Origin of the sequence: Janthinobacterium sp. SUN211 (genome assembly GCF_030587315.1) — a bacterium.
Lineage (GTDB): Bacteria > Pseudomonadota > Gammaproteobacteria > Burkholderiales > Burkholderiaceae_D > Janthinobacterium > Janthinobacterium kumbetense.
The window spans coordinates 41,450-65,829 of sequence record NZ_JAPWIC010000004.1; the positions used below are offsets into that span (position 1 = coordinate 41,450).

The window sequence follows — 24,380 nt, forward strand, 5'->3', positions numbered from 1 at the left end:
CACCTTAACATGATAGAAAAGGAAAGATGATGACAAAAGTAATCCTGGCCCTGGCCGCTTCCCTGCTTGCCGGCGCCGCACTGGCGCAATCGGGCGCCAAGGTGCACGCTTCCGCCGCGACCGATGCCGTCAAGCCGCCGCCCGCTTCGGCAGCCAGCCATGCGTCGGCCGCGACTGACGCCGTCAAGCCGGTGCCGCCGGCGTCGGCCACCGTCAACGCTTCGGCCGCGACGGATGCGGCGCGTTCGGGCGCATCGACCAAGGCTTCGGCCGCAACGGATGCCCCACGCCTGGTTCCCCAGGCCCGCAAGGCGAAGCAGCCGGCCGCCGAGGCAGGCAAGCCCGTGAAGTAAGCAGCAAGAAGTAGGAAGTAGGAAGTAGGAAGTAGGAAGTAGGAAGAAGCAAGGGTAATTCCCGGGGTTACTGCAGCAGCCATGTTGCTGTAACCCCACGCTTTCGGCGCGGACAGGCAGCATGCTTGACCAGGCAGCCGCCAGCATGGCTTAATCGCCGCTTCGCAGCCACCGTCCCGCCCCATGAAAAATTCCCTACGTCATCTCAGCCTGTCCATCGCCCTGCTGGCCGGCGCCAACATTGCTCAAGCTCAAACAAAGAGCGTGCAACTGTCGGCTGGCATGCATTTGATCCAGGCGGAAGTGGCCGCCACGGAAGAGCAGCGCGAACAGGGCTTGATGTACCGTGAAAAGATGCCGGCCAATGCGGGCATGCTGTTCGTCTTTGGCAATCCATCGACGCAATGCATGTGGATGAAAAACACGCCGCTGCCCCTGTCGGTGGCCTTTATCGATGCCGGCGGCAAGATCGTCAACATCGAAGACATGCAGCCGCACACGCTCGACAGCCATTGCTCCACGAAGACCGTGCCCGTGCGCTATGCGCTGGAAATGAACCTGGGCTGGTTCAAGCAAAAGAATATCAAGCCGGGCATGAGCATCGGCAACTTGCCAGGGGCACGCTAGGCCAGCGCGGCCGCAGCCTGCCGCTGGCGGGTGCGGCCGCAAAAAATCCTGAAAAAACGCGAAAAAACCCGCCAGAATGAATCTGCGGGTTTTTGCTTTTCAACCAGTGCCAGCGTACCGGCACAGGCAAGGCCGCCGTGGCGGCTTGCCTGCTGGCGAATATTAAGCGGACAGTGCTTTCAAAGCAGCTGCCAGACGGCTCTTATGGCGAGCTGCCTTGTTTTTGTGGATGATCTTCTTGTCAGCGATACGGTCGATGGTCGACACGGATGCTTGGAAGATTGCAGCAGCAGCTGCCTTGTCGCCGCCCTGGATCGCTTTGCGAGCAGCTTTGATAGCCGTGCGCAAGGTCGAACGTTGGGACGAATTGTGTGCGTTTTGCTTAACTGCTTGACGAGCGCGTTTGCGCGCTTGTGCGGTATTTGCCATGGAATTTCCTAAAACAGGGTCAAAGTGCGTTTGCAAACATTAGTGTTTGCCAACCGGTGCGTTCTGTGCGTCTGCCGAACCATGTGTGCCAAACCAGTGCCTGTCAAACATTAGTGTCTGCGTAACAGAATTCTGTACAGCCTTCGATTATAGCGATATTTTCAAGCGGGGGCAAATCAAAAAACCGTGTGTGATGCCAAAATCACCTGAAAATGGGCCTGGCAAGGGCGAATCGGCGACGATTGTTACCATATTTTAACCGTTTGCCGGTACCGCGCCCGGCTATAATCTGCCCCCATGAACTTGCTTAAAACCCTCGCCGCCATTTCCAGCATGACCATGCTGTCCCGTGTAACCGGATTATTGCGCGAAAGCCTGTTCGCGCGCGCCTTTGGCGCCGGCGCCTACACGGACGCCTTCATCGTTGCCTTCCGCATTCCCAACCTGTTGCGCCGCCTGTTTGCCGAGGGGGCCTTCTCGCAAGCCTTCGTGCCGATCTTGTCTGAATACAAGAACCAGCATGGCCAGGAAGCGAGCAAGCAACTGGCCGACCATGTGGCCACCACCCTCGTCTGGGCCACCTTGCTCGTGTCCGCCATCGGCATCGTCGGCGCGCCCTGGTTCGTGTACGCGATCGCCACGGGCCTGTCCAAGGATCCGGGCGCCTTCGACGCGGCCGTATGGATGACGCGCCTGATGTTTCCTTATATTACTTGCATGTCTTTCGTGGCCCTGGCCGGCGGCATCCTGAATACCTGGCGCGAATTCAAGATACCCGCGTTCACGCCAGTGCTGCTGAACCTGTCGTTCATCGCCGCCTCGCTGTTCCTCGCGCCGCACTTGAAACAGCCGATCTACGCCATGGCCATTGCCGTGTTCGCCGGCGGCTTGCTGCAAGTGGCAATCCAGATTCCCGCGCTGATCAAGATCGGCATGCTGCCGCGCCTGTCGATCAATCCCGCCATCGGCCTGTCCGACGGCGGCGTGCGCCGCGTGCTGAAAAAGATGGGACCGGCCGTGTTCGCCGTGTCGGCAGCGCAGATCAGCCTGATGATCAACACGAGCATCGCGTCGCGCCTGGCCGAGGGCAGCATTTCCTGGCTGTCGTATGCGGACCGCCTGATGGAGTTCCCCACCGCCATGCTGGGCGTGGCCCTGGGCACCATCTTGCTGCCCAGCCTGTCGAAGGCGAACGTGGATGGCGACAAGACGGAATACTCGGCCCTGCTGGACTGGGGTTTGCGTTTGACCTTCCTGCTGGCCCTGCCCGCCGCCGTCGGCATGGCGACCCTGGCCACGCCGCTGATCGCGACATTATTTCACTACGGCAAGTTCACGGCCGAATCCGTGACCATGTCGACGCAGCCGCTGGTGGCCTACAGCCTGGGCCTGATCGGCATCATCCTCGTGAAAACCCTGGCGCCCGCCTTCTATGCGCGCCAGGATATCCGCACGCCCGTGAAAATCGCCATCGGCGTGCTGATCGCCACGCAACTGATGAATCTGCTGTTCGTGCCCTACATCGCCGTGGCCGGCCTGGCCCTGTCGATCGGCCTGGGCGCCTGCCTGAACGCCAGCTTCCTGTACTGGGGCTTGCGCAAGCGCGGCATCTACCAGCCGAAACCAGGCTGGGCCAAGTTCTTCCTGCGCCTGCTGCCGGCACTCGTCGTGATGGGCGGCGTGGCGTATGCAGGCGCCATGCGCATCGACTGGATCGCTATGCAAGCCCATCCGCTGTTGCGGGCCGGCGCGCTGGCCCTGGTGGTGGCCCTGTGCGGCGTGGCGTATTTTGCGACGTTATTTGCGGTTGGCTTCCGCTTCCGCGATTTCAAGCGCCACGCTTGACAGCATGGGCAAGACGTTGTTGCCTGCGTCTCGCCGTACTAGCGTACTGCCTTCGACTGGGCGCCTAGTCCTGCACATGTTGTCGCAATCGCACATGTAATCATGCAGTAGAAACAAAAAAACCCGCCTCGGCGGGTTTTGTCATTCTAGCCAGCAAAAATCAAACAGCTTTGCGGGCGCGGCGGCGGGCGGCGAAACCGACCAGCGCCAGGCCACCCAACAGCATGCCGTAGGTTTCCGGTTCCGGCACAGGCAAGGCCGAGACCGTGCCCACGTACTGGCCATTCTGCAAACCGGTCAAGCCCGAAACACGCACCTCATAGGTACCTGCCGCCAGGGAACCGGCCCAGCTCAGGCTCTGGATGCCGGCCACCGACGTCAGGGTCAGGTCGCCATAGCCCACCAGGGTGGCGGCGAAGTTGCTGATCGCGCCTTCGGCAACGGAAAACGTTTGCAATGCGCCAAACGAAGTCGACGACGGGGTCAGCAGTTTGAAGGTCCACAAATCATCGACCACCGAATTGGCGGCGAAATTGGTGGTGATCGATGCCCGCGTATCGAAGCCGCTTGGATCCAGGATGCCCAGATTGTAGGTGGCCGCCGATGCGCTGAACGATGCTGCAGCCAGAATGCCTGCCGCGATAAATTTCAATTTCATAAATTATCCCTTAAAAGTAATTTATGGCCGCCAGGTGGGCCAGCCATCGCTTTAGTACTGAAAGTACCAGGAAGGATGGTAGCATAAAGACATCAAATTACTTGTAATTATTTTATTGAAATTTCATTTATTGAAAGTATTTCCTCTATGAAATGGTTCCAGGTCAAGATGAATTTCCAGGTGAAAATAGTTATCCCTGTATTCTTCATCGTTGACTTATGGTTACGGCAGATTGCGCGCTTGCGCGCCGGTCTCTTCCTCCGGCTCCTCCGCCTCGGGCGCCGACGGTTCGGGCGCTGGCGCAGCCGGATGCGGCGGCGGGAACAAGGCGGGCGGCGCGGCGGAGGGCGGCGCGGCGGCGTCTGGCGGCGCCAGGACCAGTCCCGCCGGCGGCACGGGCCCGCCGGCGACGAACTGCCACTCGGACAGGTGCGACTTGCCTTCGAAACCGGTGAAGCGGGCGTCGAAATTGCCCACTTTTAAGGGCGCGGACGATGACAGGCTATGCACGCCGATGATGCCCTGGCCGCCGGGCTGGTACAGCAAGCCCCATTCGGCGCGTCCCGTGACGGGGTCCACATACAGCTTGCGCAAATGGCGGCGCACCTGCGGAAAGCGGGGGTCGCGCAGCAAGGCGGCCAGGGTCGGCGGATGCTGCGGCTGGCCGGCGGGCGTGGCGCCCGTGTAACTCTGCAGCGCATCGACAAACTCCGCACCGATGTCGAGCAGCTCCTGCTCGGCCGCCTGGCGCTGCAGCAAGGAGCCCATCTTCAGCCCGGCCGCCCCCACGAGGCCCAGGATGGCGACCAGGATGATCAGGCCCAGATACGTAACACCGCGCTGGCGGCGCGCAGGACGGTGCATGGCCGCTACCAGTCGGCGAACGGCGTGCCGCTGCGGTCCTTGCCGGGCGCGCCGCTTTTCACGTCATACACCTGGCCCGGCGTATCGTCGGGCGGCGGCACGATCAGCCAGCTGCTGTCGCTGTCCGTGATGGGGTCGATGGGCATGGCGCGCAGGTATTTCTTTTCGACCAGTTGCTCAAGAGTGTCGGGATAACGGCCCGTATCGCCGTGGAACTGGTCGATGGTCGTGCGCAGGTTGCGCAAGTTGTCCGCCAACACGGTTTCCTTCGCCTTGTCGAGGCTGGGAAAGTAGCGGGGCACGGCCAGGGTCAGCAACAGCGCCACGATGCCGAGCACCACCAGCAGCTCGATCAGCGTAAAGCCGCGCGCGCGGTCAGGGACAGGCATGGTTCACCATAGACGGTAAGGCACGTTGTTCAGGCCGGTCTTGTTGGAAGTCGAGTACACATCGTACACATCGTCGCCCTCGCGCGGCTCGGCCGCTTCGCTGGCGTAGCTGCGCTTGCCCCACGTTTGCGCATCGCTCAGGCCCGCATCCGCATTGAACGGGTCGCGCGGCACGCGGCGCAGGAAAAACAGCTTGCTGCGCTTCGGGTTGCGCTGGTCCGGCACGCCCTCGACCAGCAGGTCCAGGCTTTTCGGATAGCCGCTGGCGTCGGGCGTGCGCATGACGCGGCCTTCGTCGCCGGCCCGTTTATAGGCGTCGAGCCCCTGGCGAATCTCGCGCAGCGCGCGCCGCAATTCCTGCTCCTGGCGCCGCTGCACCGTCACCTGCGTGACGGGGATCACCAGGGTGGCCAGCACGCCCAGGATGGCCAGGGTCACCAGCAGCTCGATCAGGGTGAAGCCGCCTGGCCCGCCCTGCGCATGCGCCAGTCTCATTTGGCGGGCGCCACCGGCACCGGCTGGCTCGATGACAGCGGCAAGGGCGACGCCTGCAGCGGCACGGGCTGGCCGGACGAGATCGGCAAGGGCGAGGCGGCCGGCTCGGGCGATGGCGCCACTTCCGGCGCGGGGACGCCCTGCGGCAAGGCCGGCGGCACCTGGCCCGGCGCCATCAGCTGCTGCGCCGGCGCCGGCTGCATGCCGACGGCCGACGGGCCGGAACGCACGATCACCGTGCCCGGCATCTGTGTGGGCGCCTTGGCCGCCATGTCGGGCCGGCGGCGGAAGCTGCCTTCCGTGCCTGCGGAAAATTCCGACTCCTTCGCTTCCGGACGCTGCACCGTGCGCACCAGGTGCGGCGTGATCGACAGCACGATTTCCGTCTTCTGGCTATCGTCCTTGCTGCTGCCGAACAGGCGGCCCAGCACGGGAATGTCGCCCAGGCCCGGCACCTTGTTGCCCGAGCTGCGCTCTTCATTGTTGATCAAGCCCGCCAGCACCTGGTTTTCGCCATCCTTCAGCTGCAGCATGGTCGACGCCTGGCGCGTGCCGATCTGGTACAGGGTAGAGCCGCTCCGGGTGGTTGTGGCCGCGCCCAGGTTGCTCACCTCGAGCGAGATGCGGATGCCCACCTCGTTGTTCAAATAGATGGTCGGCTCGGCGTTCACCGTCAAGCCCACGTCCAGGTAGCTGATCGATTCGGAAGCGAAGCCGCCCGTGCCCGGCGAAATCGTGGTGGTCACCACGGGCACCCTGTCGCCGATGACGAATTTCGCCTTTTCCCGGTTGCGCACGCGGATGCGCGGATTGGCCAGGATGTTCGCGTCGCCGTCCGTCTTGTTGGCGTTCGCCGTCACGGCCAGGTTGCTCACGCCGATAGTACGCTGATTCAGATTATTCAAGTCGTTGATGGTCAACCCGATCCCGCCCGAGGTACTGAGCGGCGTCAAGGTCAGGCTCGATGGCCAGGCCACGCCCAGCTCCATCAGGCGGCTGCGCTTGACCTCGAGGATTTCCAGTTCCAGCACCACTTCCGCCTCCGGCACGTCCTGCAGCGCGATCAGGCGCTCGGCCAGCCGGATCGCCTCGGGCGTGTCGCGCACGATGACGAGGTTGAGTTTTTCATCGGCCACCACGTCGCGCGTCTTGAGGATGGTCTTGAGCGTGTTGGCCACCTGCTTGGCGTCCGCGTTCGCCAGGAAGAAGGTTTTCACCAGCACTTCCTGGTATTCCTTCAATTTCGCCGCCACATTGGGATAGATCAAAATGGTGTTCGCATCCATCACCTGCTGCTCCAGCTGGTTCGTCACCAGCAGGAAGTAGACGGCCGATTCCACCGTGCTGTTTTTCAGGAAGATCGACGTTTTCGCATCCGCCTTGACGTCCTTGTCGAAGACGAAATTGAGGCCGGAACGGCGCGCGATCAGCTCGAACACCTGTTTTAACGGCGCGTCGCGAAACTCGATCGTGATCGGCTGCTTGTACGACCTGGCCAGGCCCGATTCGACGATGGGCGGCGCCGTCTTTTCATCGACCTCGCGCAGCAGCGCGCGCGCGTGCGCGTGATTCGGCTGCTCCGTCAGGATGGCGTTCAGGCGCTGGCGCGCGGGGTCGTATTGTTTTGCCTCAAGGGCCGTGCGCGCATCGGCCAGCAATTTCCCCTGGCGCTGCTCGCGTTCGAGCGCGCGCAAGCCGCTGTTGGCCCGCTCGTTCTGCGCATCGATTTCCAGCACGCTCATGAACGAGGCGCGCGCCAGCTCGCCCTGCCCCGCCTGCGCCTGGCGCTCGGCCTGCTGCAAGCGGCTGCTGGTGGCCCGCTCGCGCGCCTGCAGATAGGCGCTGCGGTATTGCGCATTGCCGGGGTCTTGCTGCAGCGCTTCCTGCAGTTTTTGCAGGCCGGCCGGGATTTGATCTTGCGCAATCAGCTCGCGCCCGTCGCGGTAGGCTTGCTGCCCTGCGCAGCCGGACAGCAGCAAGAGCAGCAGCGCCGATGAAAAGGAACGAGACATCACTCGGAAACTCCAATGTTGAGCTGCTGAAGCTGGTTCAACGGCAGATAAGTGAGCGTCATGACGGGCGGCGCGATCGTCACGACCTTGTAGGCGCCATCGACGACGGTATTGGCGCGCACGATATACGTCTTGTCGGCGCGCGACAAAAACACTTCCCAGGCGCCGTCGGCGGCCGCCTTGCCCAGGTAGACGAAGGGCAGCGGCGGCGCCATCGGCGGCGGTGGCGGCGGCGCTGCCGTCACTGCCATTTTCGGCGGCGGCGGATTCCAGTTCTGGCTCTGGAAGACGCCGTCGGCGCCGCCAAAGGTCTCGCCCTCCTCGCCCGCCACTTCGCTGCGCGGCAGCAGGGCCAGGATGGCCGGCTGTGCGGCATGCGGCCTGGCGGCCGCATGGCGCGCGGGTGCGACGGCCCGCTCCACCGCTTCGGCCACGTCGGCCACGGGCTGGCGCTCGCCGAACAGCAGCAAGGCGCCCGCGCCCAGCACGCCGGCCAGCATGAGCCAATGGCGCGGCGTCATGGCGCGCCTCCCGCATCGGCCTGCGTATCGGCCAGATAAAACGTCAGGCGCAAGCGCGCTTCCAGTTGCGTATCGGCGATCTGCTCGCGGCGGAAACTCAGTTCGTCGAGCGAGGCGAAGGGAGCGGCGCGCAGCGCCTGCAGCGCGAACTGCCACACGGCCCCGTAACTGCCCTTCAGCGGCAAGGTCACCTGGTATGTGGCGACCTTGCTGGCCTTGTCGTAGCCGCTCTTGTATTCGCCCTGCGCCAGCAGCAAGCCGTTCTTCGCGGCCAGGTCGAACAGCTGCTTGACCTGCTGCTCCGCGTGGCGCTGCTGTCCCAGGGCCGCATAAAAGCGCGCCAGGTTTTCGCTGGACGTCGCCGGCGGCGCCGCGATGGCCACGTCCAGCGATGGCGCTGGTAACGGACGCGCTTCCAGCTGCGCCGCCACGGCCCGCTGCTGCCAGGCCCACGCCCAGGCGGCCACGCCCAGCGCGAGCAAGGCCACGGCGATGCAGGCGGGCGCGCCCAGGCGGCGCAGCAGCAGTTGCGCACGCAGGCGCAGGATATTGATGTCGATGGCCATCATGGCGTGCCCCAGCGCGCTTCGAGCTGGAAGCGCAAGGGTTTATTCGGGTCGAGCGCATTGATTTCATGGCGCAGCAGCTGCACCCTGGCGCCAAACAGCTCCTGCTGCTTCAGTTGCGCGATGTAGGCCACCATGGCGTCGCTGCCGGTCGTCTCGGCCGTGATCTTCAGCACGCGCTTGCGCGCATCCGGTTCCAGCGCCAGCAGCGCGATGGCGGGCGGCGTGGCGCTGGCCAGCGCATCCTGCAAGTCGCGCCACGGCAGGTTCAATTGCAGGATGGCCGCATTCACGGCCGCCGCCTGCGCGGGCGCGATGGCAATTTGCGGCGCAGGCGCGGGGCCCTGCATGGCGGCCATTACGCGCTGCTGCGCGCGCTGTAACTGCCCCTCGCGCAGTTGCTGGCGCTGCAGCGCGGCGCTGCCGCTGCAGGCCGCCGTGACGGCCAGCACCACGCCCAGCGCCCCCGTCATCCACGCCCATGCTGGCACGCGATGCAGGCTGCGGCGCCAGCCGGGCGGCGCGAAATCGAAATCGAGGCGCGTCATGCCACGCCTCCGCTGCGGGCCAGCCGGGCGGCCGGCGACAAGGCGCCTTCCCCGTCCGACGCGGAAAAAATCTGGCAGCGGAACGCTGCCGCCGGCGCCAGCCAGAGCGCTGGCGGCGCGCCGCACAGCTGCAGCAGCGCCGGTGCGGGCACGCCCTGCAGCAGCGCCTCGCGCGCCAGCGTGTGTTCCAGCCAATCCTGGCCCGCGCCGGGCGGCACGGGCAGCGCGCGCACGGCGCGCAGGCGGCCATCGTGCCGCACGCCCAGGGTCAAGGCATTCTCCTGCAACTGGCCGAACCAGGCGCCCGGTTTCAACGCGCCGTGCCAGCGGTTCCAGTGGCGCGCGAATTGCGGTGTAATGAAAATCAGGGCCAGCTTGCGCGCGGCCGCCACGCGCGTCAGCTGCGCCAGCAGGGCACGGGGCACGGCGCAAAAGAAAGGCGCGCGCGTATCCCAGGCGCTGCTGCTGTGCCACAGGCCGGGAGGATCGCCATACAGCGACTGGAAGCGCAGCGCGGCGGCCGCCTCGATATCGGCCAGGCGCGCGGCGCCGTGCGGCATGTCCACTTGCCACAGGCGCGCCAAGCCATCGTCGAGCACCACGGACAGGGGCCAGCCCGCGTACTCGCCAGCCGGCAGAATCTGCTCCAACGCCTGCCCCAGGGCGGCAAAGTCGCCATGCAGCGTGTCGCCCGGCACATACGCGGCTTCGCCCAGTGGTGTCCAGGCGGGCGCGCGCCAGCGGCTGCTGCGCCACAGGCTTACCTTGCCCGCCGCCACGCCCAGGCGCAGTCCCAGTCCATAACTTCTACGCATGCAGGGTGACCCTCTTGATTTCCGTGATGGTGGTGGCGCCCCGCTTGACCAGTTCCAGCGCCGCCAGGCGCAGGCTGCGCGTGCCGTTCGCATGCGCGGCCGCCTTGATCTGGCGGATCGGCTTCTTGTCGACGATGAGTTCGCGGATTTCATCGGTCAGCACGAGGATTTCGGCGATCGAGCGGCGCCCTTTGTAACCCGTGCCGCGGCAGTCGCCGCACCCCTTGCCCTGCTTGAATTGATATGCATCAACGTCGGCGCGCGCCAGGCCCACGCTGGCCAGTTCAGAATCGTCCGGCGTATATTCGGTAGCGCAATGGGGGCAGTTGGTGCGGATCAGCCGCTGCGCCCAGATGCCGTTCAGGGCCGAGACGAACGCATACGGATCGATGCCCATGTGCGTGAAGCGGCCGAACACGTCGAAGACGTTATTCGCATGCACGGTGGTGAGCACCAGGTGGCCCGTGAGAGCCGACTGCACGGCGATTTCCGCCGTCTCGCGGTCGCGGATCTCGCCCACCATGATTTTATCGGGGTCGTGGCGCAGGATCGAGCGCAAGCCCTTGGCAAAGGTCAGCCCCTTCTTCTCATTCACGGGAATCTGCAGAATGCCGGGCAGCTGGTATTCGACGGGGTCTTCGATGGTGATGATCTTTTCGCGCCCGTTATGGATTTCCGTCAGCGCCGCATACAGGGTCGTCGTCTTGCCCGAGCCCGTGGGGCCCGTGACGAGCAGCATGCCGTAGGCTTCCTGCGCCAGCGCGCGCAAGGCTTCCAGCGACGGCGCGTCAAAGCCCAGCGCTTCTAGGGTCAGGGCGCCGTACGCCTCGATCATGGCGCGCTTGTCGAGGATGCGGATGACGGCGTCCTCGCCATGGATGCTGGGCATGATGGAGACGCGCAAATCGATTTCGCGCCCGCCCGATTCGACGCGGAAGCTGCCGTCCTGCGGCACGCGGCGCTCGGCGATATCGAGTTCGGCCAGCACTTTCAGGCGCGAGATGATGTGCTCCGCCACTTCGATGCCGTTGACGGACGTGGCGTGATCGAGCACGCCGTCGACGCGGTACTTGACGGCCAGGCCGCCGGCCGTGCTTTCCAGGTGGATGTCGGAGGCGCCCGCCTTCAGCGCGTCATACAAGGTCGAGTTGACCAGCTTGACGGCGGGGCTGGCCGCTTCCGACACGCTGGCGAACGACAGCACGGCGGCCGTCTTGCCGTCGCGCCGCGCATCGGTGGCGGCGCCGGGCAGCAGGCTGTCGACGGCGCGCGCCGACTCTTCCTGCTTCGACAGGTAGGCGCCGATATCGGCCTGCAGCGCCAGGCGGATGCTCAAGGCGCCCTGCCCCGCGCGCGCGCCGAGCCAGGTTTGCAGGTCCAGGTCGAAGGGGTCGGCGATCACGCCCACCAGCTGGCCGTCGGCGGCGCGCAGCAGCACGCTGTGGCGCGCCAGCGCCTGCGACAGGGGCAGCACGTCGAAGGCGGGAGACAACGCCAGCATGTCGGCCGTTTCCAGCACGTCCAGGCCGAACGGGCGCGCCAGCGCGCGCACCACGGCGCGCGCCTCGATGCCGCTCAACTGCTGCAATTCCTCGACCAGGCTGCGCTTCGATTGGCGGCACAGGAGGCGCGCGCGCTGCAGCAGCGCGGGATCGATGGCCACGCTGGCCACGGGGGATTCGGCTGCGCTCTGCATCATGAAATATCGCCGGCAAGGTCAAAGATGGGCATGTACAGCAGGATCACGATGGCGCCCACGACGAGGCCGATGGCGGCCATCAGCAAGGGTTCGAAGGTGCGCGTGAAACGGTCGATCCAGCGGCTGATTTCGCCGTCATAAAAGGCGGCCGACTGCGTCAGCATGGGCCCCATGTCGCCCGTGCGCTCGCCCACGCGCAGCATGCGCAGGGAAATGGGCGTCGTCAGTTGATATTGCTCAAACGCGGACGACAGGGGCTGGCCCGCCTCGATGGCGCCGCGCGCCTGCTGCAACGACGCCTGCATGCCCGGCGACACCATCGCCTGCACGGTGGCGATCGCCTGCACGATGGTGATGCCGCCTTCGGCCAGCATGCCCAGCGTCAGGTACAGGCGCGACAATTCATAGATGCGCACGCGCTCGCCGATGCCGGGCAACTTCGCCAGCAGGCGCGCCACGCCGCCATGGCGCAGCACGCGCCGCACGGCCGACCATGCGACGCCGCCCGTGATCAGCAGGCCGAGCAACAGCAGCACGCCATGCTGCGTGACGAACTGGCCCCAGCTGAGCATGACTTGCGACATCCACGGCAAGTTGCGTCCCGCGCCCTGGTACACCTCGGCGAAGCGGGGCACGACATAGCTGATCAGGAAGGCGCTGACGCCGCCGCCCACGGCCAGCAAAATGGCGGGATAGATGGCGGCGCTGACGATCTTGCTGCGCACCGTATCGATGCGCTGCTGGTAATCGATGTAGCGCGACAAGGCGCGCGGCAAGTCGCTCGTGCCTTCGGCCGCCTTGACGATGCCGATATACAAGGGAGGAAACAGTTCCGCCTGCTCCGCCAGGGCGGCGGAAAAGCGCTTGCCTTCGCGCAAGCCTTCCAGCAGGCGCGTGAGCACGCTGCGCGTGGCCGGCGACGCTTCCTTTTCCAGCAAGGCTTCCAGCCCTTCGACGATGCCCAGGCCCGCGTTCAGCAGCGCCAGCAATTCCTGGCTGAACAGCAGCAGGGGCAAGGCCCGCGCGCGCTGGCGTCCGGCCGCGCTGAACGGCGTGGCGCGCAGCGGGCGGATGGCGCTGACGAACAGGCCGCGCGCCTCGGCCTGGCGGCGCGCGTCGGCTTCGTCGCGGCCGTCGATCACGCACGTATGCAAGGTTGCTACGGCCTGGTCCGTGGAAAGCGCGCGTACTTCGAACTGCATGATGGCTTGTCCGTAGGAAAAAGAATGGTGCTGGCGTTATTGCGAGCTGATGTCGGCGTTCTCGCCGCTGCCGCCCGGCTGGCCATCCTTGCCCATCGAGACGATGTCATATTCGCCCTTGCTGCCCGGGGCGCGGTATTGATAGGCATGGCCCCACGGGTCGAGCGGCACGGCCTTTTTCAGGTAGGGACCATTCCAGCGCGTGCCGGCGGCGGGCGGCGCGGCCAGCAGCGCGGCCAGGCCTTCTTCCGTGGTCGGGTAGCGCCCCACGTCGAGGCGGTAGGTATCGAGCGATTTTTCAAACGCCTCGATCTGCGCCTTGGCCACCGTCACTTCGGATTTGCCCAATTGGGCGAAATATTTGGGGCCGACATACGCCGCCAGCAAGCCGATGATGACGATGACGACCAGCAATTCGAGCAAGGTAAAGCCGCGCGCATGGCGCGTTGCTGCAAGGTTCTGCCTGTGTGCTGCATGCATCCGGTAACTCCTTATTGCCTACCTTCAATACATTGCCGCCATGTGCACCGCTGGTGGCCGCGCACAGGCGGCGCGCGCCTGCCTGATGCCTAGCAGGCTACCATGCCGCTTATGGTTAATACAATCTTTTGTTTGTACTGAAAACAACAAAATACCAGGGGAAACCATCGCGTTTGCACTAACGCAAGTCGCGCGCCACCTGCCCTGCGGCCGGCGTACAATCGGCGCATGTGCGGCCACGCCGCCTGCCTTGGGAGCTTGCATGTCTGCAATCCGTTTCAGCCTTGCCATCCTGGCCGCCGCCAGCGTGCTGCCTGCCGGCGCATCGGCGCCGCAGCAGCGGCAGCCCTATGTTGTTGAACTGCGCCTTCAGCTGACGCCGCCTGACACAGCGCAACGGGAAACCCAGCGGGAAGCGGGACGGCGCGCCGTGCTGGCGCTGGTGCCCGATGCCACCGTGCAATATGACTACACGGCCGCGCTGAACGGCTTTGCCGCCCTGCTGACGCCGGCCGAAGTCCAGCGCCTGCGCGCCAGCCCCCTCGTCGCGCGGGTGGCGCCCGGCACCGAGGATCAGTTCAACGATGGCGGCACGCACCGGAACGCCGCACCCCGGCCGCAGCGCTAAGCGGCATCAGGCGGCCAGCAGGCGCAGCGCGATGCCGCGCGAGACGGCTTGCGTGCGATTGCTCACCCCCAATAATTTATAGATGCGCTGCAAGTGGCTTTTCACGGTCCCTCCGCTGATGCCGAGGATTTGCCCCACCTCTTCATTGCTCTTGCCGATGCTGACCCAGTGCAACACTTCCAGCTCGCGCGCACTGGCCGCGCGCGCCGCGCCGGCGGGAGCTGCCTGCGCGCCGTCCGGCAGCGCCAGCCAATGCAGATGCAGGCAGGGCAGCAGCAATTCCAGCACGTACGCCTGGCGCGCCGGGTCGGGCCAGGCAGCGCAGGGGGCGCGGAACAGGGCAAAGAAACTGCCGCCGCCAGCGCCCGTGCTGCCATGCACGAGGACTCCGTCGATGAAGGCGACGCGCCGCCCGTCTGCGCGCCAGGCATGCGCCAGCCGGGCCACCTGTCCGTGGCGCGGGTCGCTGAAGTCCCGCACCTCGGCCTCGGCCAGCACCGCGCTATGCCAGGCCGCGCTGCGCACCACGCCGCCATCGGCGCCCAGTTGCGCGCAGACGAGGACGGCATGCGGCAGCAGCGCCTGCAGCGGCCCCTGGCTCCACAAAAAGAAATCGCCGGGTGCGGCGATGCCATGCGCGCCGAGTATGGCGTGCAGCAAGTATTCCTGTTCCCGCCCCGTCAGCAGCATCAGGCGCACACGGCGGTGTCACACGCCAGGTAGCGGTAGCCGCTGCCGCGCACGGTTTCGATGCGGTGGCCGCAGCCGCCCGGCAGCAAAGCCTGCCGCAAGCGTCCCACGTGGGCGTCGACCGTGCGTTCGTCCAGATACGCGGCATGGCCCCACACCTGGTCCAGCAATTGCGCGCGGCTATGCACCCGGCCCGGATGGTCCATCAAAAAATGCAGCAGCTTGAATTCCACGCGGCCCAGGCTGACGGGCACGCTGCCGGCCGTCACGCGCCGGGTGTGCGGATCGAGCCGCAAGGCGGCGCCGTCCGCGCTTGAGCCTGCGCGCAAGGCCGCTGGCGCGCGCCGGCGCAGCAGCGCATGCACGCGGGCCAGCATTTCACGGGGACCGACGGGCTTGCACAGATAATCGTCGGCGCCGCTTTCCAGGGCCAGCACCTTGTCCTGTTCGCTGTCGCGCGCGCTGACCATGATGATGGGCAAGTCGCACAGCACGCCATCCTGGCGCACCTGGCGCAGCAGCGCGATGCCGGAGGCATCCGGCAGCTCCCATTCCAGCAGCAGCACGTCGGGCGGATCGGCGGCCAGCAAGGCCAGCGCGCCGCGCGCATCCACGGCGCAGCTGACCCGGTAGCCGGCGCCTTGCAGGTTATGCACCAGCAAGGCTTGCGAGGCTGGCGCAGGATCCAGCAGCAGAATATGACGGCGCATCGATGCATCCTCCCGAAAAAGTGGGCGGCCCTCCCTGAAAAACTAGACGGCACGACAAGTTTTTGACTATGCATCAAGCGTAAAACGGTGACTAATACAATTTAGTTTCCTGATTTATAGCTATTCCGAATAAATAGGCAAAAAAAAACACAGCGCACCGAGGGCGCGCTGTGTTCAGACGGGACAACGACTATTTATGCTGGCGTGACGAACTGGCGGCGGCGCAGGGCAAAACCGATCAGCGCCAGGCCGCCCGTGAGCATCATCCATTCCGACGCTTCCGGCACGGCCGAGATCGTCGCGATGCTGGCGTAGGTGCTGCCAGCTATGCTGGCGGGCAAGCCGCCGTTCAGCGGGGTCAGTTCGAATTGCAGCAGGTTGCCATTCGCATTGCCCAGGTAAGCCATACCCGTGTAGTCGAGCAAGCCCACGCCAAACGTCGTGCCCGCGTTGCCGGCCGTGTTCAGGAAGTCGCCGCCGAAGACGACATTGAAACCGAACTTGCCGCCCAGGGTCACGTTGTGGAACCAGTCGTTGTAGGCGCCGCTATTGCCGAAGGTCAAGGTACCGGGCACGCTGCCGCTGACATTGCCTTCCAGCGATTCCAGCGCGCCGAACGCGCCCGAAAAATTGCTGAGCACGGCGCTGGCGCCCGGCGCGGGGCTGTTGCCGGCGATAAAGGCGAAGTCGAGGAAGCCGGCGCCGGAAAAGGCGCTCGTGTCGATTTCCACGCGATAGGCCAGCGGGTCCGCCAGCGCCACGCTGGAGCTGGCGGCCAGCACGGCGGCCAGCACGGCGCGGCGCAGGGCCGGATGGAGTTTTGTTGTCAACATGATGGTGTCCTTAGAAGTTGCCGGCGTAGATGCTGGCCGAGTAGGTGATCGTCACTTTCGACGGATTGGTGAAACTGACGGCAAACGATGCCGTCGCGCCCGGCGCCAGGCTGGCGGCGTTGACGGTGACATATGCGGCGCCCGCATGGGTGCCCGTGGCATTGGCCAGGCTGACGCCGGCCGGCAAGCTGCCGAACGCCACCTGGAACGGGCCGCTCAAGGCGCTCGTGCCCGTGTTGGTCAACGAGAACGTGCCCGTGTATTTTTGCGTCGCGCGGTTGTACGCGAGGCCCGAGCTAGCCGTCGAGACGGCGGCCGTGATGTCGCGGTAGGCGGGCTGCAAATCCAGGCTGATGACGACCGGGTCGTGATCCGAGGCGCGGTAAGGCAAGGCGTTGTACAAGTCTTGCGGCTTGGCCGAATCGATGTTGTAGTCGATCACTTCCGGCTCATCCGCATTCACATGCCATTCGGCCACGCCGGCCACTTGCGGGCTCAGCGACGCGCTGGCCAGCGCGTGGTCGAGGTAGCCGCTCTGGCCGCCGAATACATACGAATACGGCATGCCGGAAGGCCGCACGAAACGCTCGAGTTCGTTGACGAAGCCGGCGCCCGTGATGACCTGGATCGGGTCTTCCGCGCCATAGGAATTCAAGTCGCCGATGACCAGCACGTCAGCGTCGCCGGCAGCGGCCGCCACCTGCGGCACGAAGCTGCCCACCAGGCGCTGGGCTTGCTGCACGCGGGTGGCGTTCCAGCAGCTCTGGCTATCGTTCTGGTCCGCGTCCAGCCCGCTCGACGGGCAGCTGCCCTTCGATTTCAGGTGGTTGACGATCAGCGAGAATTTCTCGCCATTGCTCGCAAGAAAAGTTTGCGCCATCGGTGGCCGGTTGTTGATGGCGTTGGCGTCCGACAAGGCGCCGCCCACCAGGCCCAGCTTGCCCGGCTTGTAGATCATGGCCACGCGGATGGCGTCCGTGCCCGTGGCGGCCGGTTTCGGCACCACGGCGTACGTGACACCGCCGATGGCAGCGTTCAGCTGCTCGACCAGATAGGTGACGGCGATTTCGCCATTATTCTGGATTTCCATCAAACCCACCACGTCCGCATCGATGGCTTTCAGTTCGGCCACGATCTTGTCCCGCTGGCGCTCGAATTCAGCCAGGTTGTCGGCGCCGCGGCAGTTCGACTTGGTGGTCGAGGCGCCCAAGGTACAGCCCTGCCCCGTCTGCCCAAAGATATTGTTGCCATTCGTAAAGGTCGTGAAGAAATTCAGCACATTCGCGCTGGCCACCTTGACGTTGCCCGATGGCAGTTCCGGGCTGCCCGTACGCGGGTTATCGCGCGAAAACTGCGGCGTCTGCGTCGGCTGCAATTTATACGCGGCGCCGCCACCGCCGATGGCACCGAAATCGACCACGCCCGTCAGGTCGGCCACCGTGTCGCCGCTGCGCACGGTGTTGTCCTGGCCGATGTAGGGAATCGTGGGCGGCGTGACGAAAATGCCATCATCGAGCACAATCAGGTTGTTCGCATTGGCGGCGATCAAGGCTTGCGCCTCGGCGGAGCCGGCCGGATAACGGTTGGTCGGCACTTCGCGCCGGCCCGCCGACAGGGTCAACTCGCCGCGCGCGCCCAGGTAAGCGTTTTGCGACACGGTCAGGGGCTGCGTGAAACGCACCAGCATGCCTTCCACGGCGGCCAGCTTGTCGTTCGGCAAGGTCACATTCGTCGGCACGATGCCGTGGCCCGCGCTTTGCGTGAGGATGGCCGTCACGTCCTTCAATTCCGTGTAGGAATTCTTGGCGCCCGTGGGCGTGTATTCGAACACCGTGCCCGTCACGCGCACCAGCTCGCCCGGCTGCACGGTGGTGGCCGTCGCGCCCGTGTACACGAAGATGCCGTCCGACGTCGATGGGTCGCCGTCGCCGACCGCGTCCTGGATGAAGAAGCCCGTGCCCACTTTCAGGGTCACCACGCCTTCCGTCGTCTGCACGGAATTGGCGTAGGGGCTGGCCGCGCCGCTGCCCTGGATTTGCGGAATCGTGTGGCTGACGGCGGCCAGGCCTTGCACGGCGACATCCACCTTGCAGGTGGCCGTCTGCTGCTGGTCATTGCTGAAGCTGACGATGACGGGATAATTGCCCACCGGCACGCCAGCGGCCACCAGCAGGCTGACCATGGCGCTCTCGCCCGCCACGCCGGCCGCGCTGAAGTTGGCCAGGCTGATGCCGGCCACGGCCGGCGAACTCAAGATAGCGGCGTTCACGACGCCATCCGCGTCGGACGCGCGCAGCACGGCGCTGCCGCCATTGCCCACGGCCAAGGCCAGGCTGGCGGGGCAACTGGTGATGATCTTGTGCACGACGGGGCCGCCGCACACATTCAGCGGCGAGGCCGTATTGCGCGGCGTCACGCTGCCCGTGGCAAAATCCACGCTGTTATCGTCCGTGTCGCCGCAGCCGCCATTCGCGCGCAGAATCGCCAGGGTATTCGAGGGCGCGGGCGCCACGGCGCCTTCAAAGCCGTTGGCCGTGCCGAAGCCGACCAGGTCGATGACGGCCGCGCCCGTGGGGCTGGCGCCCACCTGGGCCGTCTTGCTATTACTCAACAGTACCTTGCCCGTCGTGCCGGACATGGCCAGGGTGCCCGTCGCGTCCGGCGTCGGCAAGTCTTGCGTGCCGCCCGTGCCCTTGGCTTGCTGGACCAGCAAATACTGGCCAGGTTGCAAATCGATAGCCGGCAAGGCCGTCACGGACCAGCTCGTGTTGGCGGCGGCGCCGTACTGCACGCTCCAGTTGCTCAAGTTGACGGGACTGGCGCCACGGTTGAACAGCTCGATGAAATCGTTGCGGTACACGGCGCCCGTATTGCCGCCGCCCCCATATACCTGGCTGATGACGACATCGGACACGGCCAGGGCTGGCAAGGACAGGCTGGCCAGCACGGCGGCCATGACCGTCAGGCGCAACGGTTTACGCAGGGACGAGCGCGGGACGGACGGGACGGCAAGGTGGACATTCATGGTTTTCCTGGTCGGTAAGATGACGCCAACCCGGACAGGCGCTGGCAGGCTGTTCTTGACAAAATGATGACGAACTTATGATTTGCATACTAAACAGTGTGCATGACGAGTTGATGACATTTCATTAAGCTGAACGGAGTAATGCGCAACGCGGATCCAGGCTGGCGGCCGCCTGCCGAAAGTATCCTTTCAACAACGCCAGGCTGTACAAAGCAAGCCAGGTCGTTATGCCGCTGCACAATATGATATAATTCAAACAAATAAGTTTAGTTCCTGATAAGAAATTGAATGGCAACACCAGACCCAGTAGTGCAGGCCCCATCCATGCCTGACCTTGAAACGCACTCCCTGCCTTGCTCGCAACAGTAGCCTGGACGGGAGCGGCAACAATCGCATGCGGACACACGCGCCCGGCGGCGCACCCTTCCATGCCTTTTGAGAGATCGATCATGCCAACACCAATTTTCACGCCAGCCTCTTCCCGTCCCTTGCTGCTGGCCGCGGCCTTGATGTTCTTCGGCGCCAGCGCCCAGGCACAAACGGCCGCGCCTGCGCAAAAGAATGAAAAGAATTGCCAGGCCAGCACGCAATCGGCGAATGGCAATACGAAAGACGCCAACCTGGACGGCACCTACAGCGCTTGCAGCCTGGCCAATGGCTTCATCGGCTCCGGCACGCGCACCAACGACGGCTCGAACAAGACGCCGGAATTTGACGGCATCGTGTCCGACCAGGAATTCCGCAATTCGTCATCGGCCGAGAATAATCACCGCCTGACCGCGCGCCAGTTGCCTGACGGTGCCGGTGCCGGCGAACCGCGCAAGGTGCGTGCCAGCGACGACCGCGACTTCAGCTTTATCACGCGCGACTTCGTGGCCGCCGAAGAAAACCGTCCTTTCGATGACGCGGCCGGCTACCGTGGCCCGGGCCGTTCGTATCAGGCCCGCAGCGGCGACACCCAGGCGCCCTTGATCGTTTCGTCGTCGCTGGGCGAAAACTTGCCCACAGGCAGCAACGGTGTCGGCGGCGGCGGTTCGGGTGGCGGCTTCACGGGCGGCAGCATCCTCCCCGTGACGCCGGAAATCCCGGCCGTGCCGGAACCGGAAACCTATGCCATGCTGCTGGCCGGACTGGGCCTCGTCGCCCTGGCGCGCCGCCGCAAAAGCAAGTAACCGTCACGCAGCACCATGAAAAAAGGCCCGCGAGGGCCTTTTTTACTGTCTGGAAAAATCCGGTTTCAGCGCCGGAAACCCGCATACGGCGCCGCCAGCGGATCGCCGATGAACAGGCCCTGAGCCGGCCACAGCACGCTGCCCCAGTACGCTTCCAGCGCCGTGCTGCCGGACAGGTAGCGGCGCAGCAGCACGGTCGGATTGGGAAACTTTTGCCAATAACTGCACGGTTCGCTGACGGTGCCATAGCTGGCCGTCGCGCCCGCCTCCAGCCAGCGCTGGCTGCTCATCTGGCTACTGCCCTGCAAGTCGCCGCCAAACGAGGTCAGGTGGTCGGCCAGGGCGCCGGGCAGGAAATGCAGGGTTTCCAGCTTGGCCACCTTGGCCTGCCCCGTCTGGTACACCATGATGTCTTGCGCCCCTTCCAGGCTGTCCGCCTTGAGGTTCTTGACGGTCAGCTTGCGCTGGCGCACGACGCCGGCGGGTGGAAAGAAACCGGCCCGGCTGTTGCGCACCGCGTCGCTGGTGGTCAAATAATAGGCGCTGGCGGCCGGCACGGAAAAGCCGCTGACGGCGCCACGGTCCACCACGGCCTTGGCCTCTTCCACGAAATCGACAGGCAGCAGCATCGACAGGCGCAAGCCCAGCTGCGTGTAGGGTTGCGCCGCCTCACTGTTGAAATACTTGCTGGGCTTGCCGGGATCGCAGGTCTTCGCGCATTGATCCCCGTCATAACCGAGGGTGAAGGCGGCGGTGATGGCATTGCATTCGACGGCATACGGCGCGCTCCACACCATCAGCACGGCCTGGATCTCGGGTTTCAGCTGCGCATTGATGCGCTCCTTCAACTGCGCGAACTGGTCGATGCTGAGCTTGCGGGGGCGGTTGGGAATATTCACGTGCGCCACATTCGCGGCAGGAATGCCGTGCGCCTTGAGGTAATACTCGCCCACCTCGACACTGTTGGGTTCGGCGTCGTTGATGACGATGGCCAGCTGCGACGCCTGCAAGCCGGGCGGCGCTGCGGCTGCGGCAGCGGCGGCTGGCGCGTCGGCATGGGCGGCGCCGGCGGCCAGCGCCAGCGAAAGACAAAGGAAGTTGCGCAAGGGTCGGTACACCGGTAAGTGAGGGATCGGAGGCAGCCGGCCAGGGGCGCGGCTGCCCTGTGATGAGAACGCCATCAGGCGCGCTGGTAGACATCCTCCAGGCGCACGATGTCGTCTTCGCCCAGGTAGCTGCCCGACTGCACTTCGATCAGGTGCAAGGGCAGCTTGCCCGGGTTTTCCAGGCGGTGCGTCATGCCGATGGGGATATACGTCGATTCGTTTTCCGTCAGCAAGGTCACCTTCTCGCCGCACGTGACTTGCGCCGTGCCGCTGACCACCACCCAGTGTTCGGCGCGGTGATGGTGCATCTGCAGGGACAGCTTGCCGCCCGGATTGACGGTGATGCGCTTGACCTGGAAGCGCTCGCCGATATCGATGCCTTCATAACTGCCCCACGGGCGGTACACCTTGCGGTGCTGCACGTGTTCGCTGCGTCCCGCCTGCTTCAAGTGGTCGACCACCTGCTTCACGCGCTGTACTTGGTCCTTGTGCGCGATCAATACCGCATCGTCCGTTTCCACCACGACCAGGTCCTGTACGCCCAGCACGGCCACCATGCGGCGCTCGGCGCGCACCAGGCAATTGCTCACGCCATCGAGGTACACGTCGCCGCGCACCACGTTGCCGTTGGTATCGCCCTGCTGCACTTCCCACAGGGCCGACCAGGAACCGACATCGCTCCAGCCTATGGCGGCCGGCAACACCACCGCATGCGCCGTATGCTCCATGACGGCATAGTCGATCGAATCGGACGGGCAGGCGGCAAAGGCCTGCTCTTGCAGGCGGCAGAAATCGAGGTCGCGGTAGCCGTCGCGCACGGCCGTTTCGCTGGCGGCCAGCATGGCGGGCTGGAATTGCCCCAGTTCGCCCAGATAGCGTTCGGCGCGGAACATGAACATGCCGCTGTTCCAGAAATAATTACCGGCAGCAAGGAACGACTGCGCCGTGGCCAGGTCCGGCTTTTCCACGAAACGCTCGACCTTGCAGCCCGCGGCGCCCGGATTGACGGGTGCGCCGCTGCGGATGTAGCCATAGCCCGTTTCCGGCGCCGTCGGCACGATGCCGAAGGTGGCCAGCGCGCCATCGGCCGCCAGCAGCGCCGCCTCGGCGATCGCCTGGTGAAACGCGGCCACGTCGGTGATGACATGGTCGGCCGGCAAGACCAGCATCAGCGCCTGCGGGTCGATGGCCAGCAGGAATTGCGCGGCCACGGCCACGGCCGGCGCCGTATTGCGCCCCACGGGCTCAAGCAAGATGCCCAGCGGCGGCAAGCCGATCTCGCGCAATTGCTCGGCCACCATGAAGCGGTGCTCGTTGCCGCACACCACCAGCGGCGGCATGACGTCGAAACCGGCCAGTCCGCTATCGCCGGCACGGCGGTTGGGCAGGCTGGTCACGCGCAACGCCGTTTCCTGCAACATGGTCTTGTCCGTTACCAGCGGTAACAGTTGCTTGGGCAACACGGCGCGCGACAGCGGCCATAAACGGGTGCCCGAACCGCCGGACAGGATGACTGGATAAATTTTCATGGTTTCACTTCGCAAACAGTTTATTGGGCAGCATACAGGGCCGGCGGCGTTTCGTCGCGGCGCAGGCTGCGCCGGTCGCGCGCATTGCCCCAGGCATCTTTTTCATAGTCGGAGACATGGCGCATCTGGCCGGCACGGTCGACACTATAATCCTTGAAGACGATCATTTCATCAAGCACCACGCCAGGCAGCACGCGCGTGTACTCGAACAGCACGCTGCGCACCACTTCGGCGCCGCCGCAGACGTGGCTGCCATGGCCGATCCAGGCCGGCCCGATGATGGTCGTGCCCGCTTCGATGCGGCAACCCGAGCCGATGTAGACGGGGCCTTCGATGCGCGTGCCGCCGCTCCAGTCGATGCTCGTGTTCAGGCCGGCCCACACGCCATCGGCGATCTGGGTGCCAGGCACGTGCAAATGGGCTACTTTTCCCATCAGCACGCTTTGCAGCACTTCCCAGTAATCCTTGATGCTGCCGATGTCGATCCAGTTGTACTGGCGTTTTTGCGCATGGAAGGGCAAGCCTTGCGCGACCAGCAGGGGAAACAGTTCCGAGCCGATATCGAAGGGCTGGCCGGCGGGAATCAGGTCCAGCACGGCCGGCTCGAACAGGTAGATGCCGGTGCTGACGCAATTGGACAGCGCATCGGCCTGCGCCGGCTTTTCCTGGAAGGCGCGCACGCGCCCGTCGGCATCGCTAACCACCACGCCATAGCTCGACACCTTGTCCCATGGCACTTCCAGGGTGATGACGGACGCCAGCGCGCCCTTGCTGCGGTGCTCGCGCAGGGCCGCTTCCAGGTCGAGGTCGATCAAGGCGTCGCCGCACAGCACGATCGTCGTATCGTCGAAAAAGCCGCCGAACTCCTGGATCTTCTTCATGCCCCCAGCCGAGCCGAGCGGTTGCGGCACGACCTCGCCCGCATCGTTCGTATAGCCTTCGAAGGAATAGCCGATGCGCACGCCGAACTGGTGGCCTTCGCCGAAATACTCCTCGATCTTTTCATGCAGGTAACTGACGTTGACCATGATGTCGGTCACGCCATGCTGCGCCAGGTGTTCCACCAGGTAAGCCATCACGGGTTTGCCCAGGATGGGGATCATCGGCTTGGGCAAATCATAGGTCAGGGGCTGCACGCGCGTGCCCTTGCCTGCTGCCAATATCATCGCTTTCATCGTCAAACT

Annotated in this window: 26 protein-coding genes; 5 read left to right on the forward strand and 21 right to left on the reverse strand. The window is 64.9% G+C overall.

What is annotated here, in order from left to right; genetic code table 11:
• Window positions 1-29: 29 nt before the first annotated feature.
• Window positions 30-353: a hypothetical protein gene (locus O3301_RS15005; RefSeq protein ID WP_099665052.1), complete on the forward strand. Its 324-nt coding sequence runs from the start codon at window positions 30-32 to the stop codon at window positions 351-353.
• A 183-nt stretch (window positions 354-536) separates the two neighbouring features.
• Window positions 537-980, forward strand: a complete 444-nt coding sequence (locus O3301_RS15010) for a DUF192 domain-containing protein (protein ID WP_289900062.1) — start codon at window positions 537-539, stop codon at window positions 978-980.
• A gap of 162 nt (window positions 981-1,142) precedes the next feature.
• Here O3301_RS15010 and rpsT read toward each other — a convergent pair whose 3' ends face one another.
• Entirely contained in the window at window positions 1,143-1,409 is a 267-nt protein-coding gene (gene rpsT, locus O3301_RS15015; RefSeq protein ID WP_010395935.1) for a 30S ribosomal protein S20, read from the reverse strand.
• A 297-nt stretch (window positions 1,410-1,706) separates the two neighbouring features.
• Here rpsT and murJ point away from each other — a divergent pair, with 297 nt between their 5' ends.
• Window positions 1,707-3,254 carry a murein biosynthesis integral membrane protein MurJ gene (gene murJ / locus O3301_RS15020; protein ID WP_289913529.1) on the forward strand — a complete coding sequence of 516 codons (1,548 nt, stop codon included), beginning with the start codon at window positions 1,707-1,709 and terminating at the stop codon, window positions 3,252-3,254.
• Between the two features lie 160 nt (window positions 3,255-3,414).
• Here the strand turns inward: murJ and O3301_RS15025 are convergent, their stop codons facing one another.
• The 12 genes from O3301_RS15025 to gspG all read right to left on the reverse strand — a co-directional run bounded on the left by O3301_RS15025 (window position 3,415) and on the right by gspG (window position 13,503).
• Window positions 3,415-3,912, reverse strand: a complete 498-nt coding sequence (locus O3301_RS15025; protein ID WP_077401053.1) for an FxDxF family PEP-CTERM protein — start codon at window positions 3,910-3,912, stop codon at window positions 3,415-3,417.
• Between the two features lie 222 nt (window positions 3,913-4,134).
• Window positions 4,135-4,776, reverse strand: a complete 642-nt coding sequence (locus tag O3301_RS15030) for a type II secretion system protein (RefSeq protein ID WP_305056754.1) — start codon at window positions 4,774-4,776, stop codon at window positions 4,135-4,137.
• 5 nt (window positions 4,777-4,781) lie between these two features.
• Window positions 4,782-5,165 carry a type II secretion system protein gene (locus tag O3301_RS15035; protein ID WP_077401047.1) on the reverse strand — a complete coding sequence of 128 codons (384 nt, stop codon included), beginning with the start codon at window positions 5,163-5,165 and terminating at the stop codon, window positions 4,782-4,784.
• 3 nt (window positions 5,166-5,168) lie between these two features.
• On the reverse strand, window positions 5,169-5,660 hold the full coding sequence (locus tag O3301_RS15040; protein ID WP_099665057.1) for a type II secretion system protein: 492 nt from the start codon (window positions 5,658-5,660) through the stop codon (window positions 5,169-5,171).
• Window positions 5,657-7,672: a secretin N-terminal domain-containing protein gene (locus O3301_RS15045; protein WP_305056997.1), complete on the reverse strand. Its 2,016-nt coding sequence runs from the start codon at window positions 7,670-7,672 to the stop codon at window positions 5,657-5,659. The genes O3301_RS15040 and O3301_RS15045 overlap by 4 nt, the downstream gene beginning before the upstream one ends.
• Window positions 7,672-8,193 carry a hypothetical protein gene (locus O3301_RS15050; RefSeq protein ID WP_305056755.1) on the reverse strand — a complete coding sequence of 174 codons (522 nt, stop codon included), beginning with the start codon at window positions 8,191-8,193 and terminating at the stop codon, window positions 7,672-7,674. Before O3301_RS15050 ends, O3301_RS15045 begins: the two co-directional genes overlap by 1 nt.
• The gene (locus tag O3301_RS15055; RefSeq protein WP_305056756.1) at window positions 8,190-8,762 is read right to left on the reverse strand and encodes a hypothetical protein; all 573 of its coding nucleotides are present in this window, start codon (window positions 8,760-8,762) and stop codon (window positions 8,190-8,192) included. The genes O3301_RS15050 and O3301_RS15055 overlap by 4 nt, the downstream gene beginning before the upstream one ends.
• Window positions 8,759-9,307: a hypothetical protein gene (locus O3301_RS15060; protein WP_305056757.1), complete on the reverse strand. Its 549-nt coding sequence runs from the start codon at window positions 9,305-9,307 to the stop codon at window positions 8,759-8,761. The genes O3301_RS15055 and O3301_RS15060 overlap by 4 nt, the downstream gene beginning before the upstream one ends.
• Complete coding sequence (locus O3301_RS15065; protein WP_305056758.1) at window positions 9,304-10,122, reverse strand: hypothetical protein; 819 nt, start codon at window positions 10,120-10,122, stop codon at window positions 9,304-9,306. The genes O3301_RS15060 and O3301_RS15065 overlap by 4 nt, the downstream gene beginning before the upstream one ends.
• Window positions 10,115-11,821, reverse strand: coding sequence for a GspE/PulE family protein (locus O3301_RS15070; RefSeq protein ID WP_369812199.1), 1,707 nt, complete (start codon window positions 11,819-11,821; stop codon window positions 10,115-10,117). Before O3301_RS15070 ends, O3301_RS15065 begins: the two co-directional genes overlap by 8 nt.
• Window positions 11,818-13,023: a type II secretion system F family protein gene (locus tag O3301_RS15075; protein WP_289913521.1), complete on the reverse strand. Its 1,206-nt coding sequence runs from the start codon at window positions 13,021-13,023 to the stop codon at window positions 11,818-11,820. The genes O3301_RS15070 and O3301_RS15075 overlap by 4 nt, the downstream gene beginning before the upstream one ends.
• 36 nt (window positions 13,024-13,059) lie before the next feature.
• Window positions 13,060-13,503, reverse strand: a complete 444-nt coding sequence (gene gspG / locus O3301_RS15080; protein WP_034782166.1) for a type II secretion system major pseudopilin GspG — start codon at window positions 13,501-13,503, stop codon at window positions 13,060-13,062.
• Between the two features lie 262 nt (window positions 13,504-13,765).
• Between gspG and O3301_RS15085 the strand changes: the two genes are divergently transcribed.
• Window positions 13,766-14,131, forward strand: a complete 366-nt coding sequence (locus O3301_RS15085) for a protease inhibitor I9 family protein (protein ID WP_305056759.1) — start codon at window positions 13,766-13,768, stop codon at window positions 14,129-14,131.
• A gap of 6 nt (window positions 14,132-14,137) precedes the next feature.
• Here the strand turns inward: O3301_RS15085 and O3301_RS15090 are convergent, their stop codons facing one another.
• The 5 genes from O3301_RS15090 to O3301_RS15110 form a co-directional block, all read right to left on the reverse strand.
• Window positions 14,138-14,821, reverse strand: a complete 684-nt coding sequence (locus O3301_RS15090) for a LuxR C-terminal-related transcriptional regulator (protein WP_305056999.1) — start codon at window positions 14,819-14,821, stop codon at window positions 14,138-14,140.
• Window positions 14,821-15,531, reverse strand: coding sequence for a winged helix-turn-helix domain-containing protein (locus O3301_RS15095; RefSeq protein ID WP_077401014.1), 711 nt, complete (start codon window positions 15,529-15,531; stop codon window positions 14,821-14,823). The genes O3301_RS15090 and O3301_RS15095 overlap by 1 nt, the downstream gene beginning before the upstream one ends.
• 194 nt (window positions 15,532-15,725) lie before the next feature.
• Complete coding sequence (locus O3301_RS15100; RefSeq protein WP_251350027.1) at window positions 15,726-16,364, reverse strand: NF038129 family PEP-CTERM protein; 639 nt, start codon at window positions 16,362-16,364, stop codon at window positions 15,726-15,728.
• A gap of 10 nt (window positions 16,365-16,374) precedes the next feature.
• Window positions 16,375-19,389 carry an ExeM/NucH family extracellular endonuclease gene (locus tag O3301_RS15105; protein ID WP_305056760.1) on the reverse strand — a complete coding sequence of 1,005 codons (3,015 nt, stop codon included), beginning with the start codon at window positions 19,387-19,389 and terminating at the stop codon, window positions 16,375-16,377.
• A 124-nt stretch (window positions 19,390-19,513) separates the two neighbouring features.
• A complete protein-coding gene (locus O3301_RS15110; protein WP_305056761.1) occupies window positions 19,514-19,840 on the reverse strand; it encodes a hypothetical protein in 327 nt (108 codons plus the stop codon).
• Between O3301_RS15110 and O3301_RS15115 the strand changes: the two genes are divergently transcribed.
• Window positions 19,839-20,561, forward strand: coding sequence for a PEP-CTERM sorting domain-containing protein (locus O3301_RS15115; protein ID WP_251350025.1), 723 nt, complete (start codon window positions 19,839-19,841; stop codon window positions 20,559-20,561). The genes O3301_RS15110 and O3301_RS15115 overlap by 2 nt on opposite strands.
• Before the next feature lie 65 nt (window positions 20,562-20,626).
• On the opposite strand, the gene O3301_RS15120 is transcribed toward O3301_RS15115, so the two are convergent.
• From O3301_RS15120 to O3301_RS15130, 3 genes are all read right to left on the reverse strand, one after another.
• Window positions 20,627-21,667, reverse strand: a complete 1,041-nt coding sequence (locus O3301_RS15120) for a TIGR03790 family protein (RefSeq protein WP_305056762.1) — start codon at window positions 21,665-21,667, stop codon at window positions 20,627-20,629.
• A gap of 74 nt (window positions 21,668-21,741) precedes the next feature.
• A complete protein-coding gene (locus O3301_RS15125; protein WP_305056763.1) occupies window positions 21,742-23,196 on the reverse strand; it encodes a mannose-1-phosphate guanylyltransferase/mannose-6-phosphate isomerase in 1,455 nt (484 codons plus the stop codon).
• Window positions 23,197-23,216: 20 nt separating this feature from the next.
• Window positions 23,217-24,371 carry an NDP-sugar synthase gene (locus tag O3301_RS15130; RefSeq protein ID WP_289906141.1) on the reverse strand — a complete coding sequence of 385 codons (1,155 nt, stop codon included), beginning with the start codon at window positions 24,369-24,371 and terminating at the stop codon, window positions 23,217-23,219.
• Window positions 24,372-24,380 lie beyond the last annotated feature (9 nt).